The 15,940-nt window shown below is 66.5% G+C and carries 9 protein-coding genes and 1 pseudogene; 5 read left to right on the forward strand and 5 right to left on the reverse strand.

Annotated elements, in window-relative coordinates:
- Together CV102_RS26545 and CV102_RS06710 are read left to right on the forward strand one after the other, a co-directional pair.
- Positions 1 to 147 (forward strand): annotated as a pseudogene (locus CV102_RS26545) (galactonate dehydratase); the annotation flags it as partial.
- Positions 148 to 289: 142 nt separating this feature from the next.
- Positions 290 to 1,030 (forward strand): sugar phosphate isomerase/epimerase family protein, encoded by a 741-nt coding sequence (locus CV102_RS06710; protein WP_148857127.1) that lies wholly within the window; start codon positions 290 to 292, stop codon positions 1,028 to 1,030.
- 34 nt (positions 1,031 to 1,064) lie between these two features.
- On the opposite strand, the gene CV102_RS06715 is transcribed toward CV102_RS06710, so the two are convergent.
- Both CV102_RS06715 and CV102_RS06720 read right to left on the reverse strand, forming a co-directional pair.
- A complete protein-coding gene (locus CV102_RS06715) occupies positions 1,065 to 1,769 on the reverse strand; it encodes an SDR family oxidoreductase (protein ID WP_148857128.1) in 705 nt (234 codons plus the stop codon).
- A 493-nt stretch (positions 1,770 to 2,262) separates the two neighbouring features.
- Positions 2,263 to 4,281 carry a beta-galactosidase gene (locus CV102_RS06720; protein WP_148857129.1) on the reverse strand — a complete coding sequence of 673 codons (2,019 nt, stop codon included), beginning with the start codon at positions 4,279 to 4,281 and terminating at the stop codon, positions 2,263 to 2,265.
- Positions 4,282 to 4,355: 74 nt separating this feature from the next.
- Here CV102_RS06720 and CV102_RS06725 point away from each other — a divergent pair, with 74 nt between their 5' ends.
- Positions 4,356 to 6,296, forward strand: coding sequence for a glycoside hydrolase family 36 protein (locus CV102_RS06725; RefSeq protein WP_148857130.1), 1,941 nt, complete (start codon positions 4,356 to 4,358; stop codon positions 6,294 to 6,296).
- Between the two features lie 152 nt (positions 6,297 to 6,448).
- Here the strand turns inward: CV102_RS06725 and CV102_RS06730 are convergent, their stop codons facing one another.
- The 3 genes from CV102_RS06730 to CV102_RS06740 form a co-directional block, all read right to left on the reverse strand.
- Positions 6,449 to 9,727, reverse strand: coding sequence for a M14 family zinc carboxypeptidase (locus CV102_RS06730; protein ID WP_148857131.1), 3,279 nt, complete (start codon positions 9,725 to 9,727; stop codon positions 6,449 to 6,451).
- A gap of 71 nt (positions 9,728 to 9,798) precedes the next feature.
- On the reverse strand, positions 9,799 to 11,277 hold the full coding sequence (locus CV102_RS06735) for a S8 family peptidase (protein WP_148857132.1): 1,479 nt from the start codon (positions 11,275 to 11,277) through the stop codon (positions 9,799 to 9,801).
- 117 nt (positions 11,278 to 11,394) lie between these two features.
- Positions 11,395 to 14,157, reverse strand: a complete 2,763-nt coding sequence (locus CV102_RS06740; RefSeq protein ID WP_187432882.1) for a S8 family serine peptidase — start codon at positions 14,155 to 14,157, stop codon at positions 11,395 to 11,397.
- Between the two features lie 537 nt (positions 14,158 to 14,694).
- Here CV102_RS06740 and CV102_RS06745 point away from each other — a divergent pair.
- Together CV102_RS06745 and CV102_RS06750 are read left to right on the forward strand one after the other, a co-directional pair.
- Positions 14,695 to 14,889, forward strand: coding sequence for a hypothetical protein (locus CV102_RS06745; RefSeq protein ID WP_148857134.1), 195 nt, complete (start codon positions 14,695 to 14,697; stop codon positions 14,887 to 14,889).
- 284 nt (positions 14,890 to 15,173) lie between these two features.
- Positions 15,174 to 15,764 (forward strand): 50S ribosomal protein L15e, encoded by a 591-nt coding sequence (locus CV102_RS06750; RefSeq protein ID WP_148857135.1) that lies wholly within the window; start codon positions 15,174 to 15,176, stop codon positions 15,762 to 15,764.
- Positions 15,765 to 15,940 lie beyond the last annotated feature (176 nt).

The raw sequence follows: 15,940 nt of genomic DNA on the forward strand, positions 1-15,940 counted from the left end.
GAGTACCGCGACGGCTACGTCGACATCCCGGACGGGCCGGGACTCGGTATCGAGATCGACGAGGACTACGTCCGGGATCAGACCGGCGGTGTCGACTGGCACAACCCGATCTGGCGCCACGACGACGGCAGCGTCGCCGAGTGGTAACGCCGGGAGAAACTCGACCGGTTTTCCGACGCCAGTCGTTCGGTACCCACCGAAACTCGGTGCAGACCCGACCGCACAGCCGTCGATCGGTCTGTAATCCGTTTTGATTGGTACTATAGGACATCAGTGAGTAGGACGAACGATGCCGAAAACTGCCATCAACCTCTACAGTGTTCGCGAACTCGAGGAGTCGACGACCGAGGTTCTCGACAGCGTCGCCGACGCGGGCTACGACGGCGTGCAGTTCGCCGGCGAGTACTCGCCGCTGCACGACGATCCGGAGACGATCGCCGAGACGCTCGAGGACCGCGGCCTGGAGGTCGCGCCGCCTCACGTCGGTATCGAGACGCTCGAGGACGACCGCGAGGCCGTCCGGGAGGCGTACGAACCGCTCGGCGTCGACGCGGCCGTCGTCCCGTGGCTCGATCCCGAACGGTTCGAATCGGCAGCGGCCGTCGACGAAACCGCCGGGCGACTCGACGCGCTCGCAGCCGATCTCGCAGACGAGGGGTGGGAGCTCTACTACCACAACCACGACCACGAGTACGCTGATCTGGACGACCAGCGGGCGTTCGACCGCTTCGTCGAGGCGACGGACGTCGGAATCGAACTCGACGTCGGCTGGGCGCTGACCGCGGGCGACGATCCCGCGGAGCGCATCCGCTCGCTCGAGGGACGGCTACGGACGGTTCACATGAAAGATATGGACGTCGACGCCGATCCGGGCTTCGTCGAAATCGGCGAGGGTGACGTCGATATGCAGGCCTGCGCCGAGGCCGCCGAGGCTGTCGGCGCCGAGTGGCTCGTCTACGAACACGACGATCCGGACGATCCCGCCGCGTCGCTCGAGCACGGTGCGGCGTTCCTGAGCGACCTTCAGTAGCGATGGAACGAGACGCCGGAGGAGCCGGCGGCGTCTAGACGGACGCTGTAAGGCCCCCGTCGACGCGGACGTTCTGGCCGGTGATGTAGCTCGAAGCGGGTGAGAGCAGGTAGGCGACCGCGTCCGCAATCTCTGCGGTTTGTGCCGGGCGTCCCATCGGGATCCGCTCTCTCGTTTCCTCGTCTACGTCGTAACTATCGACGAACCCGGGCTGGACCGCGTTCATCCGGATTCCGTTCTCCGCGTACCGGTCGGCGTAGAGTTTGGTGAAACTCCCGAGCCCAGCCCGGAGCACCGACGAGACGGGGAACTCACTCGACGGTTCGAACGCCGAGAACGTGGAGATATTCACGATCGACCCGTGGGCTTGCTCTTCCATGATGGGTGTGACGAGTCGCGCCATACGGACGGCGTTCAACAGCACGAGATCTACCCCCTCGTGCCACTCCTCGTCGGAGATTTCGAGAAGGTCGCCGGACGGCGGGTGGCCCGTGTTGTTCACTACCACGTCGATACGACCGTAGCGCTCGTGCGTCGTCTCGACGAGGGCCGCCAGGTCAGCGGGATCGGTCACCGAGCCTTCGAACCCATCTCCGCCGAGTTCGCCCGCGACCTCGACGGCGCTCCCGGACCGTGACAACAGAACCGGCGTGTATCCCTCCTCGTCTAATCGCCGGGCACAGGCCTCTCCAATTCCGCTTCCCGCGGCTGTCACTACTGCGACTTTCGTATCAGCCATACAACTGCTACCATGGTCGCGTTCATAAAAACACTCTCAGCACACACGACGGTGTTCAGAGTACACCGATTCGCCGAGAGAATCGAACACCATGAAAGCCCCTGGGCCGCTCGAGTCGGGGGGCTCGCTGCGCGCTCGCTTTGCTCGCGTGCTTGCGTCGCCCGCCGTCCCCGAGCGGCCCAGCCCCTTTCAGTCCCACCCGCGGTGGCTGGCCAGGCAGCCGACTCAGGTGGGACTGAAAGAGAGCTTTCGTGGTGGTCTCACCGGACACTGAGTACTTACGGTCGTATTTGAACACGGCCGCACACACCCGTTGCGAGTTCTTCTTTTCCCTGTTCGTGTCGAGTATCGGGGCGCAGCGGGGGTAGTTGCTGTAACCGATACGCCTTCGATTCAGCGTCAGTCGGGAGGAATTACTACGACCGGATAGCAGTGACAGCGCGACGTTCGCACCTCCACCTGACGAACCAACGATTCGAAGTACCGGCTGTCGTTACTCGAGCCGCTCGACCGAGAGCCCGTCGACGATCCGCCCGTCGGCGATCGCGACGTCGTAGGCCCCGACCGCGGCGTCGCCGAGCAGCCACTCGACGTCCGCGTCGGGATCGAGCCCGAACCGATCGCTCGAGAAGTTCGTCACCCACGTGTAGTCGCCACGTTCGCCGACCCGGAGCCCCTCGGGGAGCCGATCGCAGTAGGGGACGTCGGCCCGCTCGAGTAGCGGGCGAACGAGCGCGTCGGCCAGGTCGGCGTCCGGCCAGACCCCGCAGTAGACGACCGTGCCCTCGCGGACGTCGTTTTCGACGACTGCCGTCCGACCTGCCTCGACGCCGCCGGTATCGTACTCGAGCAGCGGCGTCGCGGCGTCGGCCTCGAGCCACTCGGCCCAGGTGCGGAACCCGTAGGTTTCGTCCCCGTCCGCGCGGCGGACGCGGGTCTCGAGGTGTGCCGGGACCGACTCGTGCTGGTCGACGCTCGCGCCGACGAGGTCGGCCAGCGGCCCCGGCTGCGGGGCGGGTCGGAGTTTGTTGTACTCGTCTTTGACGCCCGTTCGCGGGCCGAAGAGGAGTTCGCCGCCCGTTTCGACGTAGTCCGTGAGACGGTTCGCGAGGCCGTCGGTGACGAGGTGGAGCGCCGGCGCGACGACGGCGTCGTAGCCCGCGAGGTCGGTTTTCGGGTGGACGACGTCGACCTGGACGCCCCGGGCGCGGAGCGCGCCGTAGAAGGCGTCGAGCAGGCTCCAGTAGTCGAAGTCGGGCGCGTGTGGCTGCTCGTCGAGCGCCCAGAGGTTGTCGTAGTCGAACAGCAGCGCGACGGGGGCGTCGACGTGGTCGGCGTCTTCGATTGCGGCCAGTTCCGCGCCGGCCTGGCTCGCATCGTGGTAGCCGCGGTCCGGCGAGCCGTCCTGCTTCCGAAGGCCGGCGTGATACTGTTCCTGGCCCTCGAGACAGCGTCGCCAGCGGAAGTACAGCACCGCGTCGGCGCCGTGGGCGGTCGCGTGGTGGGCCCAGAGACGCATCGCGCCCTCGCCGGGCTGGGGACAGTGGGGCGGCCAGTTGACGTCGCCCGGCTGCTGTTCCATCACCCAGAACGGCCGATCTAACGCGGCCCGGTAGAGGTCGTGGTCTATCCCGAGCTGGTCCGGATCGCCGGCACGAAGCTGATCGGACGTCGGTTCGCCCTCGAGTCGGTCCTGGACGAACCCCGTCGGATAGGAGTCCCACGAGACCAGATCGAGGTCCTCGCTGACCGCGTAGGCGTCGAGCGTCGGGAACCGGCCCATGAAGTTGTGCGTGACGAACCAGTCCGGGTTCGCCTCATTCAGGAGATCGACCTGTAATCGGTTGTAGTCGACCACCGAGTCGCTCGAGAAGCGGGCGTAGTCGAGCAGCCGCGACGGGTGGTGCTCTGCGGGCGTCGGTCCCGGTGGATCGACCTCCTCGAAGCTCGTGTACCGCTGGCTCCAGAAGGTGTTCCCCCAGGCCTCGTTGAGCGCCTCGATCGAGCCGTACTTTTCGGCGAGCCACTCGCGGAACGCCGCGGCGCAGTCGTCGCAGTAACAGCGAACGGTGCGGTGACAGCCGAACTCGTTGTCCGTCTGCCAGCCCGCGACGTGTGGGTTGTCGGCGTAGCGCTCGGTCAGCTTCGTGACGATGCGCTCGGTCTCCTCGCGGTAGGCGGCGGAGTTGAAACAGTAGTGGCGACGGCTACCGTGCTCTCGAACGGTGCCGTCCGGCTCCTCCTGTCGGATCTCGGGCCGCTCGTCGACCAGCCACTTCGGCGGCGTTGCCGTCGGCGTACAGAGCACCGCCTGCATCCCGTGGTCGCCGATCAGTTCGATCGCCTCGTCCAGCCACTCGACGTCGAACTCGCCGCGTTCGGGCTCGAGGACGGCCCATGAGAACTCCGCCATGCGGACGTACTCGAGGCCGGCCTCGGCCATCTGTTCTACGTCCGTTTCCCACCGTTCTCGGGGCCAGTGCTCCGGAAAGTAACAGACACCAGTACGCATACCCGCAGGTCACAGTGGCGCTACCTAAACGTTCTCATGAGAGAGTATATGTAACACCAGACCCACCCGTCGCTATGGGCGAGTTATCGGTAGCCGAAACCACGATACGGTACGGTCTCGGCGACGGATCGGTTTCGATCGCCGACGCGAACGGCGAACTGCTCTCGGGGACGCTCGACGTCGCGGCAACGAACGAGCCAGCAGGGCTCGAGGTGACCGACCTCGTGGCGACGGAGCGGGCCGGCGGAATCGCGCTCTCGATCTCGGTTACGAATACGGGAACGGAGGCAGCGTCGCTCGACCGGCTGACCCTTTCCTGGGTGTCCGCCTTCGGGCCGGACGCACGAATCTACCACCACGGCTACCAGTCGTGGTCGCCGACGGCGACGCTTCCGGTCGGCGAGCAGTTCCCCGCCGAAGACCCGGACAACGCGCCGATGATGCTCGATCCCGCGGCCCCGGAGGATCGACGGACGAGCAGCTACCTCACCGGCTTCGTCGAGGAGGGGCGGGCGCTCACGATGGGGTTTCTCGAGCACGAGCGCTTCTGCACCCGGTTCGACGTCGTCGACGACGCCGACGGCGTTCACGACGTTACGGCCGTCTGCCCGTTCGAAGGGGTTTCCCTCGAGCCCGGCGCGACGCTCGAGGTACCGACTCTGTGGGTAGACGCGAGCCGCGACCTCCGCGAGGGGCTGACGGTGCTCGCCGACCTGGTCGGCGAGGAGATGGACGCTCGCGTCCCCGAAGAGGTCCCGACCGGCTGGTGCTCGTGGTACCACTACTTCACCGACGTCACCGAGGCCGACGTCCGCGAGAACCTCGACGAACTCCGGGAGTGGGGCATTCCGGTCGATATCGTCCAGCTAGACGACGGCTACATGGAGGCGTTCGGCGACTGGCGATCGATCGGCGACGGCTTTGCTGATATGGCTGCGCTCGAGGACGACATCGAAGCGGCGGGCTACAGGTCGGGACTCTGGCTCGCCCCCTTCTACGTCGAGAACGGCGCCGCGCTGTACGAGGACCATCCCGACTGGTTCGTGACGAAGCCCGGAACCGCGGACGGTGGCGTCGGCGAGCCCGTCGACGGCGGATTCCGCGCCGGATCGCAGCTCTACGGCCTCGACACGACCCATCCCGAGGTCCAGGACTGGCTCCGGGAGACGTTCGCGACGATCGTCGACGACTGGGGCTTCTCGTATCTCAAGCTCGATTTCCTCTTCGCGGCGGCGCTGCCCGGCGAGCGTTACGACGCGGACGCGACCCGGTTCGAGGCCTACCGGCGTGGCCTCGAGATCGTCGACGAGACGGTCGGCGACGACGTCTTCGTGCTCGGCTGCGGCGCGCCGCTCGCCCCGAGCGTCGGACTGGTCGACGCGATGCGGATCGGACCCGACACCGACCCGGTCTGGGAGACCGAGGGCGAGGCGGCGAGCCAGCCGGCGCTGAAGAACGCAGTCCGGAACACCCTTACCCGCCAGTTCCTCCACCGCCGCTGGTGGGTGAACGATCCCGACTGCCAGCTCGTCAGGGTGACGAGCGACCTCACCAGAGCCGAGCGCGAGGCGTTCGCGACGCTCGTCGCGACGACCGGCGGCGTCAACGTCTTCTCGGACCGCATCGCCGAGATCGATCCCGAGGGCCGACGGTTGCTCGAGCGCTCGCTGCCGCCCGTCGAGACGGGCGTCGTCGAGGGGCTCGAGGGCGCCGAGTTCCCCGAACGAGTCGTCTGCGAGCGACCCGGCGACGGCGCGCCGACGGTCGCGGTCTTCAACTGGGCCGACGCTCCCCGTACCATCGAGTTCGATCCGTCCGAGTACGCAGCGACCGCACCAGACGCCGACTCGCTCGCCGTCTGGGACGACGTTCGCGGCGAACGGCTTCCCGCCGAACCGCTCGAGCGAGAGCTCCCGGCCCACGGTGCAGCGGTGTTCGCGGTCGTCGAAGACGACGAGTCGACTCCCGTCGGCGACGAATCGACCCTTACCGGGGGTCCGGTCGGAACGGAGTAACGGACGAACGGCCGCGGGTTGCGGAGCCGACAATTTCTTTCCTCTCGTCGATGGTCGTTCGAACGGGCACCTTCCGTTTCACTCGGATTCCGAAGCGACACGCCGTTTCTGCGAGAAAGAGCGGCGATCGCTCGAGTCGACTGCCGACCCGACTACGTCTCCTCCGCGACGACGGTTACCTCGCGAGCGGTGTCCTCGAGTTCGATCCACTCCCGATCGGTGAGCGTCCCGTCGTCGTCGGTGTCGCGCGAGACGGCGATCGGTCCGAACTCGTAGACGTTACTTTCGAGGAGTTCGTCGGGCGCTTCGGCGAAGTGGATCAGTTCCTCGTAGCTCCCGCTCGAGTCGTCTAGCCCGAAGTAGACGTGCGTGCCGCCGTTCATCGCGGGCGTGGTCGCCTCGACGTCGCCGTACGCCTCGTCGACGCCCCAGTTCTCGGGCACCGTATCCCGTACCAACACGGACTCGTCGTCGGGTTCGACGACGTCGACTGCGAGTTCGGTGCGGTTGGTCTGGCCGCCGGTGAACACCGATCCCGAATCCTCGCGGTCGCCCTCGGCGGTGAACTCGGGTTCCTCGCCTTCGATCGGCCCCTGCTCGGCGTCGCCGATCCGCATCGTCTCCTCGCCGTCGACGATCCGGACCTGTTCGAAGCCGAGCGCGTTGGTGAAGACGGTGTGTCCGAAGAAGGAGAGGACGTGGTTCTTCAGGCCGAAGGGGTGGAGTTCGGTCTGGTTCGCCGGCGGCAGCAGGCCGCCGACGGCGTGGATGCCCTGCCACGCCTCGTCGTCGGTGAAGATCGAGCCGGCGCTAACCAGGCCGTCCGTCGTTCCGGCGACGGACCCGCCGGACTCCTCGAAGGCGTCCGCGTCGATCAGCGTCATCGGCGCGTCCTCGGCGTAGGGGTAGCCGAGCGGCGCGACCTTCCAGAGCATCCGCTGGATCGGTCGCGTGTCGGTCAGCAGCGGGTGGTCCTCCTTCTCCTCTACGTGGGCGACGCCGAACGTCTCCGTCACCACGTCGTCGGCGTCGATCCCGGCTGCGGTCTCCATCTCGGCGAGCAGGCGGAGTCCGGTGTCGGTCACGACGAGGTTGCCGTCGTCCTCGACGAACGCGTCCAGTGCATCGGCGTAGGCCTCGCGGTCGTCGCCCGCGTCGTCGTGGATGACGACGAGGTGGTCGTAGTCGGCCGCGGCGCCGTCCGCGACTTCCGCGGGAGTCAGGGCGACCGCATCGATCCGGTCGTTCGCGTCGTCGTAGTCCTCGAAGAACGCGAGCGGCGTGACTTCGTACGCCTCCTGCTCGAAGCCGAGGGCGTCGCGCGGGTCCGGATGGTCGGTGTCGGACTGCAGGGTGCCGATTTGAACGTCCATGTGGACCGGGCGCTCCTCCATCAGGCTCTCCACCTCGAGCGTCCACTCGCCGCCCTCGGGTTCGCGGACGACGAACGGCTCGAAGTCGTGGTGGGCCTCGCCGTTTCGCTCGGACGGGCGGTAGGCGCGGACCTCCTCGCCGGCCGGATTCTGGAGCACGACGTCCGCGAGGTCCTGCTCGGCGTGAGCGTGCACCGAGAGCGTGTGGAGCCCCTCGGCCACGTCGAGGGTCGTCGTCTCCGTCTCGTAGGCGTCGACGACGAGTTCCTCATCGGTCGCGTTCACCGCCGTGCTTCCCTCCTCCTCGAAGAAGCTGAGCTCCTCCGAGGAGCGGGTGAGTTCGTCGGTCGTGACGTAGGCGACCTCGGCCGACTCCCCGCTCCGGGTCGCGACCGTCGAGTCGACGTCGCGCAGCGCGTACTCGGTCATGGTCCGCATCGACTCCATGTAGCCCGTCACCCACATCTCGCAGAGCTCGGGGTTGTAGACGTTGCCGCCAACCATGTGGCTGTAGGCCATCTCGAAAGCCATCGTCGTCACGTCGAGGCCGCCGCGGTCCTCGCTGGCGCCCATGAAGCCGATCAGTCCGCCGGTAATGGTGTAGCCGATCGTGTCCCAGATCGTCGAGTAGTCGTAGGCGGTCTCGGGCAGCACGGGGAAGCCGAGCGCGTCGGTGTTGAAGTCGTCCGTCGCCGCCTCCTGGGCGTCCGCAAGCGCCTCCCAGTTGTCGAGTTTTTCCTCGAGGCTCTCCTCTAGGACGCGGTTCATCTCGTAGAGGTCGTGGAACTCGTTCTGGGTGTACTCGATCTGGTTGATCAGCCCGAGGATGAAGTCGGAGTTCCACAGCATCGCGTGGAGGTCGGCGCCGTGTGTCAGGTTCGCGTACTGGCGGAAGTGCTCGACGGCGCCCATCGCGTCGGGGACCGTGGTGACGATGTCGGAGGGGTTGTCCTCCGCCCAGCGGTCCTCGTCGGGTTCGCCGGGGTGGTGAACCGGATCGATCCAGCCGATCGTCGGATACTGGCGGTTCGTGTCGAACACCTCGGCGTTGCCGCGCTCGTGTAGCGGTGCCGCCGGTACCCTCGGGCTCCCGGTGCCGTCGCCGCCGACCTGCCAGCCGCTGTCGTACTGGGGACTGCGGGCGACCCAGCCGTCAGGGTTGACCGAGAGGATAATCAGGACCACGTCGTCGAGCAACCGCTCGAACTCCTGTTCCCGTCCGGTGAGAATGCGCTCGATGAACCGGTAGCAGGCCTCGGGGCCGGCGCGCTCGAGACCGTGGATCGAGGCCTCGAACATGACCTTCTGGCGCTCCTCGAACTCCTCGGTGCCGCGGATCTCGTCGATGTCGTTCGTGATCTCGGCGACGTGCAGGTCCTTCGGGTCCTCGCGGTCGGTGATGCGGTTGTGGTGGCCGGGACTCTGCCCGAACTCGACGTCGTGGGGGTTCTCCGCGTCCGAGAGCGCGTAGAAGTCGAGTCGATCGGAGTGCTCGGACTCGAGGTGCTCCATCCCGCTGATCATCTGCTCGTAGTCGATGAAGTCGACGGCGCGGTGGGGTGCCGGGAAGACGCCGAGCGGGTACTCGCCGAGACGCCAGAACGGGTTCGAGCCGGGCGAGTAGCTCAGCTCCTCCGTGCTCGGCAGATCGATAACCTCCTCGACCTGGGCGGTCGTCAACTGCGCGTAGGCGACGGACTGGTCCTCCAAGATCCAGTCGTCCTCGAGGTCGACGTCGAGTCCCAGCAGGTCGTCGATGCCCGACTCGTCTTCGAACCGGATCAGCGTCGGGACCGGGTAGTCGTCGGGCGTGTGGTTGACGACGTACTCGTACTCGTCGGTCATCGCCGAATCCTCGAGGTCGGCGACGGCGTTCCCGGGCAGGGTCAGCGCCGCACCGACGGCTGCGGCCAGTCGGCCGAACTGCCGACGGCCGATCGAGACGTCCTCGAACGCGCTCTCGTCGGGAATTTCGTGAGCGTGACCGGCGTGATTTCGTTCCTGTTCGTCCGCGTCGTTCGGTTCCGCTTCGTCGTGCGATGGATCGTACTCGCTCATGGCTACTATCGTGGCTGTTTCGTGTCGCGTGTCGTTCGTCGGGCTGTGCTCCGGCGTCGGCGGGACGATCGCTACTCGCCCGCCAGGATCACCTCCTCGAAGCTCGCGAGGTCGCCGTCTTCGCCCCGTCGTGTGGCGGCCAGGGCGTCGACGTAGCCCGCGCCGGCGTTGGTCGGCGTGTAGTCGGCCGTCCCGCTCGGCTCCTCGAGTCCGTCCGTCGCCTCGGCATCCGCGGTCGCCTCGAGCGTCGAGATGACGTCGATCGGATCGGGGACCTCGCCGTGGTGCTCGAGGAACGCGTCGATCACGAGGGAGGCACAGCCGACGGCGACGGGACAGGCCATGCTCGTGCCGCTGAGCAGGCCGTACCACAGCTCCTCGTCCTCGCCCAGCGCCCACAGCGGCTGGGCGGGGTTCAGCGTGCTCATCACGTCCGCGCCCTTGGCCGCGACGCCCGGCCGGTGGAGCCCGAGCGGGCCGTCGATCTCGGCCTCCGGAACGCCGGAGTAGAGGTCGACGACGTTCCCGAAGGCCGTTTCGCGGTCGTGGTTGCCCTCGGTATCGCCCCGCGAGGAGAAGTCGGTGATCGACTGGTCGGCGTGGGCGGCGGCGACGTTCATCACGTACGGGGCCTGCTTGCGCTGGCCCAGCGTGTCGTTCTCGGGACCGTCGTTGCCCGCCGAGAACGAGACCAGAACGTCCGCCTCGTAGGCGTGCCAGGTGGCGACGTTCAGCGGATCCCAGGGGTCGAACTCGCCGGGGCCGGCGCCGTAGGAGTTCGACGCGAGGTGGATCTCGTGCTCGCCGGCCTCCTGGAGCGTGAGCAGGTGGTCGTACGCCGACGTGGCCTTCAGCAGCGTGAGCGACGCGTTGGTCGAGTACGACGTCAGCGTCACATCGGGCGCCATCCCGCGGTACTCGCCGTCGCTCTCCGAGCCGTCGGCGCCGATACTCCCGCTGCAGTGGGTGCCGTGGCCGACGTCGTCGCTGTTGACGAGACCGAGGTCGACCCAGACGTCCTCGTCGCCGCCCTCGTCGAGCGGGTTTCCGACCCACTGCCAGTTCGCCTCGAGGTTCTCCTCGAGGTCCGGGTGGGCGCCGTCGATGCCGGTGTCGATGACGGCCGCGTGGACGTTCTCCCCGGTGTAGGGCGTCTCGAGCCCCTCACCCTCCTGGACGTCGCGGGCGCGGGTGTCGGGTCTGGCGTCGTCGTGCTCCCAGTCGAGTTCGACGTTCGGCGACACGCGGCGAACCTCGTCCCAGCCGGCGACCTCGAGCAACTGGTCGCCCGAGAGCAGTCCGTAGCCGATCGGGAGCGTCTCGTAGCCGTAGAAGCCCTCGGCGAGATCGAGTTCGGCGAGCCGTCCGACGTCGGCGGCGTCGTCGAAGACGACCAGCGCTTCCTGGAGGTCGTCGGTGGCGGTCTCGAGGCCGTCCGCGATCGTCGCAGCGGCACCCCCGCTGAAGGCGACGGCGCCGGCGCTCGCGGCGCCGACGAGTCGAAGGAACTGTCGTCGGTTCGATGCTGTCTCGTGTGGATTAGGTGACATCTAATCGTCGTGTACGGTGTGTGCAATTCGCACGGAACGCTCGAGCGCGTCCGCGGTGTGACGGTTCATCGGTTCGGAAAGAAGGGCGTTATCCGGTCGAACGCCCGGGCGAGACGGTCAGGTTTCCTCGGCGACGACGGTGACCGTCCGATCGGTGCCGCTGATCGCGGTCCACTCGCGGTCGGTGAGCGTCCCGTCGTCGTCGGTGTCGGTCGTGACCGCGATCGGGCCGAACGTGTAGCGCCCGGTCTCGTCGACGCTGTCCGGCGCCTCGGCGAAGTGCGTCAACTCCTCGTAAGCCGACTGCGGGTCGTCGACGCCGAAGTAGACGTGCGTGCCGCCGCCGAAGGCGGGCGTCGTCGCCTCGACGTCGCCGTGGTCCTCGTCGACGTCCCAGCCCTCGGGGATCGTATCGCGCACCACGACCGCCTCGCCGTCGGGGTGGCGAACCGTCGCGTCGAGCTCCGTACGGTTGGTCTGACCGCCGGTGAACACCGACGCGTCGTCCTCGCGCTCGCCCTCGACGATCAGGCCGGCCTCGTCGAACGCGGTCTCGAGGTCGAGGTGCGCCTGGACGTCGAAGCCGTTGACCACACCAGGGACGTTCACGAGCTTCGCGACGACGTAGAGGACGCGCTCGCCGCCGTTTTCTTCGAGGTCGTCCGGCGAGACGCTCGTCGAGACGTCGGCGTCGCCCTCGAGGCCGGCGTCCTTGTCCACGATCGTCGGTTCGCCGGTCAGTTCGTCCGGGTTCTGTGCGTCGTACAGGAAGAGGTCGACGTGTGGATCGCCCTTCGTCGCGCCCGCGTTGGCACCGCTGTAGTGGCTGAACGCGACAGAGGCATCGATCTCGCCGGGATCCGAAACGTGAACGTAGCCGGCGACGGCGCGTTCGTCGTCCGGAACGCCGAGGCCGACGGTCCCGGAGATCGATTCGTCCGTGAGGTCGCGGGTGACCGCGTCGATCGCTGGACCGACGTTCGCGCGGCCGTAGCCCTCGTAGGGGTCGCGACCGCCGAAGCGGTAGACCGGAACCTTCGCGCGGTGGTACGGCGCGGCGGTCAACGCCGTTTCGCTCGCCGTCGCGAGGATTACCTGCTTCAGGCGGAGACTGTCCTCGTAGCCCGCGTCTGCCGGTTCTGGCAGGGCGATCGCCTCGGTTGCATCTTCTTCCATCGCGTCGGCGACGAGCCCGGAGATTCCGGCGACCGACGGCGCGGCCATCGACGTCCCGGCCTTCCCGGTGTAGTCGCGAACGTCGCCGTAGCGGTCGTCGTTCTGGCCTCGTCCGGGACCGAACGCCGAGAGCAGTTCGCCGTCGAACTCGAGCAGCGTATCGACGACCTCGTCGGCGAGCGTGGGCTCGTAGTCGGCGTCGCCGGTGATCGCCTCGTCGAACTCGGTCTTCGGCTCGAGTTCCTCGTCATCGAGGTCCTCGAGTTCCTCGACGGGCTCGAGGTCGGCCTCGGTCGCCTCCTCGTCGCCGTCGTCCTCGGTGACGTCGTCTTCGATCTCGCCGATGTCGGCGGCGACGTCGGTGTCGGTGATCTGTCCGCCGGGTGCCGTCACGTCGGGCTTCGTGTACGGCTCGCCGGTTTCGTCGTCGATACCGCCGATCCCGCCCGAGGAGTAGGCGGCGATGCCGTCGAAGGGACCGGTGGAGACGACGGAGATGGCCTCGCTGGCGACCGCGGGAGCCCCGTTCCCGCTCGCGGGCGTCGCGTCGTTACCGGCCGCTGCGACGGGGAGGATCCCCGCCTCGGCGATCTGCCTGATCGATTCGGGGATGTCGTCGAGGGTTCCCCCGGCCGCACCCAGCGGCAGGCCGCCGACGTAGCCCCAGGACATGTTCAGCGCCCGCACGTTGAACGTCTCGGCGAACTCGTCGGCGAACTCGCCGAACGTCTCGGTGGCGGTCCCGAGGTCGGTGAGACTCGTGATACTGTAGCCCGGGGCGACGCCGGCGTGGACCGAGAGGTCACCGTCCTCAGTCGCGTCGCCGTCGGTCTCCTCGTAGTGACGGAACGCACCGACCGCGATGGAGTCGACCTGACCGGTCGAGACGAGTTCCCCCTCGAGCGGCCGGACGAAAACCGTGTAAGTCGCCTCGCCCTCGTCGTGGACCGTCGGAGTTTCGGCGATCGTGCTCTCGAGGTGGAGCTCCGTCGAGCCCGTGACGTCGCCGGTGCGGTCGAGTTGCACCCCGTCCGGCCCTTCGATGACGATCTCGATGGCATCGCCGAAGGCGGTGGCGAAGACCCCCGTCTCGGCCTCGGCGTCGACGGTGTAGCTCAGCGTATCGCCGAGGACGAGCGTCGTAAGCGGCTCGTCGACCTGCGTACGGTCGTCGTCGATCGCGCTCGCTCGACCGCTCCCGGCCATGATCGAGGCGACGTGCGTCCCGTGACCGTTCTCGTCGCGGGGACGACTGTAGCTGCCGTACCTGTCGTGGTCGTTGTGCCAGCCGACGAGGTGTGGGAGACCCGTGTCTTCGACCCGTTCGAACGGATCGATCTCGCGACCTTCACCCGGGTGCGTCGACTCGAGTGCGAACTCGCCGTCCTCGGTGGTGACGGTGACGCCGGTCCAGGGACCGATATCCGGATGCCGCGCGTCCGTCCCGGAGTCGGTGAGCGCGAGCGACCGGTCGGGCCGGCCCCGATACCCTCGCTCCCAGGCCTGCAGCGCCTCCCGTACGCGAATATTGGTGTACGCCGCGTCGAGAGAGTCGTCTCCGTCGGTACCGAGAGCGGCTACCTGGTTGCTGAGCGCCGTCGACCCCGCCATCCCGACGCCCGCCAGCGCTCCGATCTGAAGAATCGATCGTCTCGATAGCCGTGCCCCGTCGTTCTTCTCGTTTTGACTATCGTGCCCTTTCATAACACAACCCATCGTTATTCCCTAGTCATATAAAAGATTATGGCAAATCCATCCAAACATAATCAGACACTCCGTAGAAAATTGGACATCTATCTAAATTCCTCCGTTTGCTTGCGACCCTTCATACTGTATTCGGACCGTGGTCGTTGATTTTACAGGAATACATGACTATCTGTGGAGATTGAAAATGCCTGTTCCATTTAGATCTGTTCAACTTTTAGAAATGAACGCTCAGTTGTAACCGTTTGGCGCTCTAATTCCGTGTATAACTGTTGTTGGAATTGAACTGGACCGTTCGCGCGACGGGAGATAGCCGTTCGACGGAACCCAGTGTTGCAGTCGAGAAACGCCGGCAACTCTTTCGACAGGGGTGTTGATTTTCACCCTCACACCGTCGTTCGCAGTTCGATTCCGGCCAACCGTCTCTCCACTCGAGCGATGGACTCCGATACTGGTGGCTAGTCAACGATTATCACGCGTACAACTGTGATAGTGGATTTCATAACTAACAGCCCCTGGGTCGTTGGTCGAACTGGTATGTCCGAGACACCACTCGAGTACCAGAAAGACGTACTCGCAACGGTCGTGGACGAGGCGGTCCACGAGGGGATGGCGTCGGAATCCGAGGCCGAGCGGTTGCACGACCGCCTGGAGTCGGTCGAATCGATGCAGTCGGTCGACCAGTTCTGGGACGACCTCTCTCAGGAGTACGAACTGCTCGAGCCCGCCTGAGGGGTCGAGCGGGGGAACGGGACGCAGAACGCAGAGCAGGAATCGCATAATCGACCGGAGAAAGTGCCACAGGGTCTGCCCTCGTGTCGTCGGTCGTGCCGGAGCGTGTCGTAGCCGGTCGTGCTTCGAAGCTCTTATACTCGGGAGTTGGGTAGATCAGTACGACTCGCTGAGCCGCGGGCGTCAGTGGGCACCTGTCCGGCACGTCGCCGCCACAGGTCGGAATGTGATCCGCGGGGAGACCCCCGCCGGGTTGAACCAAGAAATGCCCGCAGGAGATTCCAATGGCAAAAAGCTTCTACTCCCACATCAAGGACGCATGGAAGGACCCCGGCGACGGAAAGCTCGGGGAACTGCAGTGGCAGCGAAAGCAGGAGTGGCGCGACCAGGGCGCAATCGAACGGATCGACCGTCCGACGCGTCTCGACAAGGCACGCGAACTCGGCTACAAGGCAAAGCAGGGTATCATCGTGGTCCGCGTTTCGGTCCGCAAAGGGACCGCTCGCAAGCAGCGCTTTACCGGCGGTCGCCGGTCGAAGCGCCAGGGTGTCAACCGCATCGGGCGGCGCAAGAACATCCAGCGCATCGGTGAGGAGCGCGTCTCCCGAAAGTACCCCAACCTGCGGGTACTCAACAGCTACTGGGTCGGCGAAGACGGCAGCCAGAAGTGGTTCGAAGCGATCCTCGTGGATCCGAACCATCCCGCGATCCAGAACGACGACGATCTCAACTGGATCTGCGACGACGCCCACAAGAACCGCGCCTTCCGCGGACTCACCAACGCAGGCAAGGCCAACCGTGGTCTCAACAACCGCGGAAAGGGCGCCGAGAAGGTCCGACCGTCCAACACGGGCGGCCGGGGCCGCGCGAAGTAAGCCGACGCCGAACACGTTTTTTTGCCGTCCGCGAGAACCGAACCGACAGCGCTCGAGCCGATTACTGCCGTAGACGGAGCGAACAGCGTGAACCCACCGTCGAACGGTATCGAGCGACGCCCGTCACCCGACGGGATGCGTGACCGTTCGGGGTGTGAACTTATCTGACCCCACGG

Source organism: Natronococcus pandeyae, from assembly GCF_008122205.1.
In the GTDB taxonomy this organism is placed as follows: Archaea; Halobacteriota; Halobacteria; order Halobacteriales; family Natrialbaceae; genus Natronococcus; species Natronococcus pandeyae.

Bases quoted from the DNA above. Each gene is read 5' to 3' on its own strand.
- CV102_RS06710 (WP_148857127.1), top strand. From the start codon at position 290: ATGCCGAAAACTGCCATCAACCTCTACAGTGTTCGCGAACTCGAGGAG.
- CV102_RS06715 (WP_148857128.1), bottom strand. From the start codon at position 1,769: ATGGCTGATACGAAAGTCGCAGTAGTGACAGCCGCGGGAAGCGGAATT.
- CV102_RS06720 (WP_148857129.1), bottom strand. From the start codon at position 4,281: ATGCGTACTGGTGTCTGTTACTTTCCGGAGCACTGGCCCCGAGAACGG.
- CV102_RS06725 (WP_148857130.1), top strand. From the start codon at position 4,356: ATGGGCGAGTTATCGGTAGCCGAAACCACGATACGGTACGGTCTCGGC.
- CV102_RS06730 (WP_148857131.1), bottom strand. From the start codon at position 9,727: ATGAGCGAGTACGATCCATCGCACGACGAAGCGGAACCGAACGACGCG.
- CV102_RS06735 (WP_148857132.1), bottom strand. From the start codon at position 11,277: ATGTCACCTAATCCACACGAGACAGCATCGAACCGACGACAGTTCCTT.
- CV102_RS06740 (WP_187432882.1), bottom strand. From the start codon at position 14,157: ATGAAAGGGCACGATAGTCAAAACGAGAAGAACGACGGGGCACGGCTA.
- CV102_RS06745 (WP_148857134.1), top strand. From the start codon at position 14,695: ATGTCCGAGACACCACTCGAGTACCAGAAAGACGTACTCGCAACGGTC.
- CV102_RS06750 (WP_148857135.1), top strand. From the start codon at position 15,174: ATGGCAAAAAGCTTCTACTCCCACATCAAGGACGCATGGAAGGACCCC.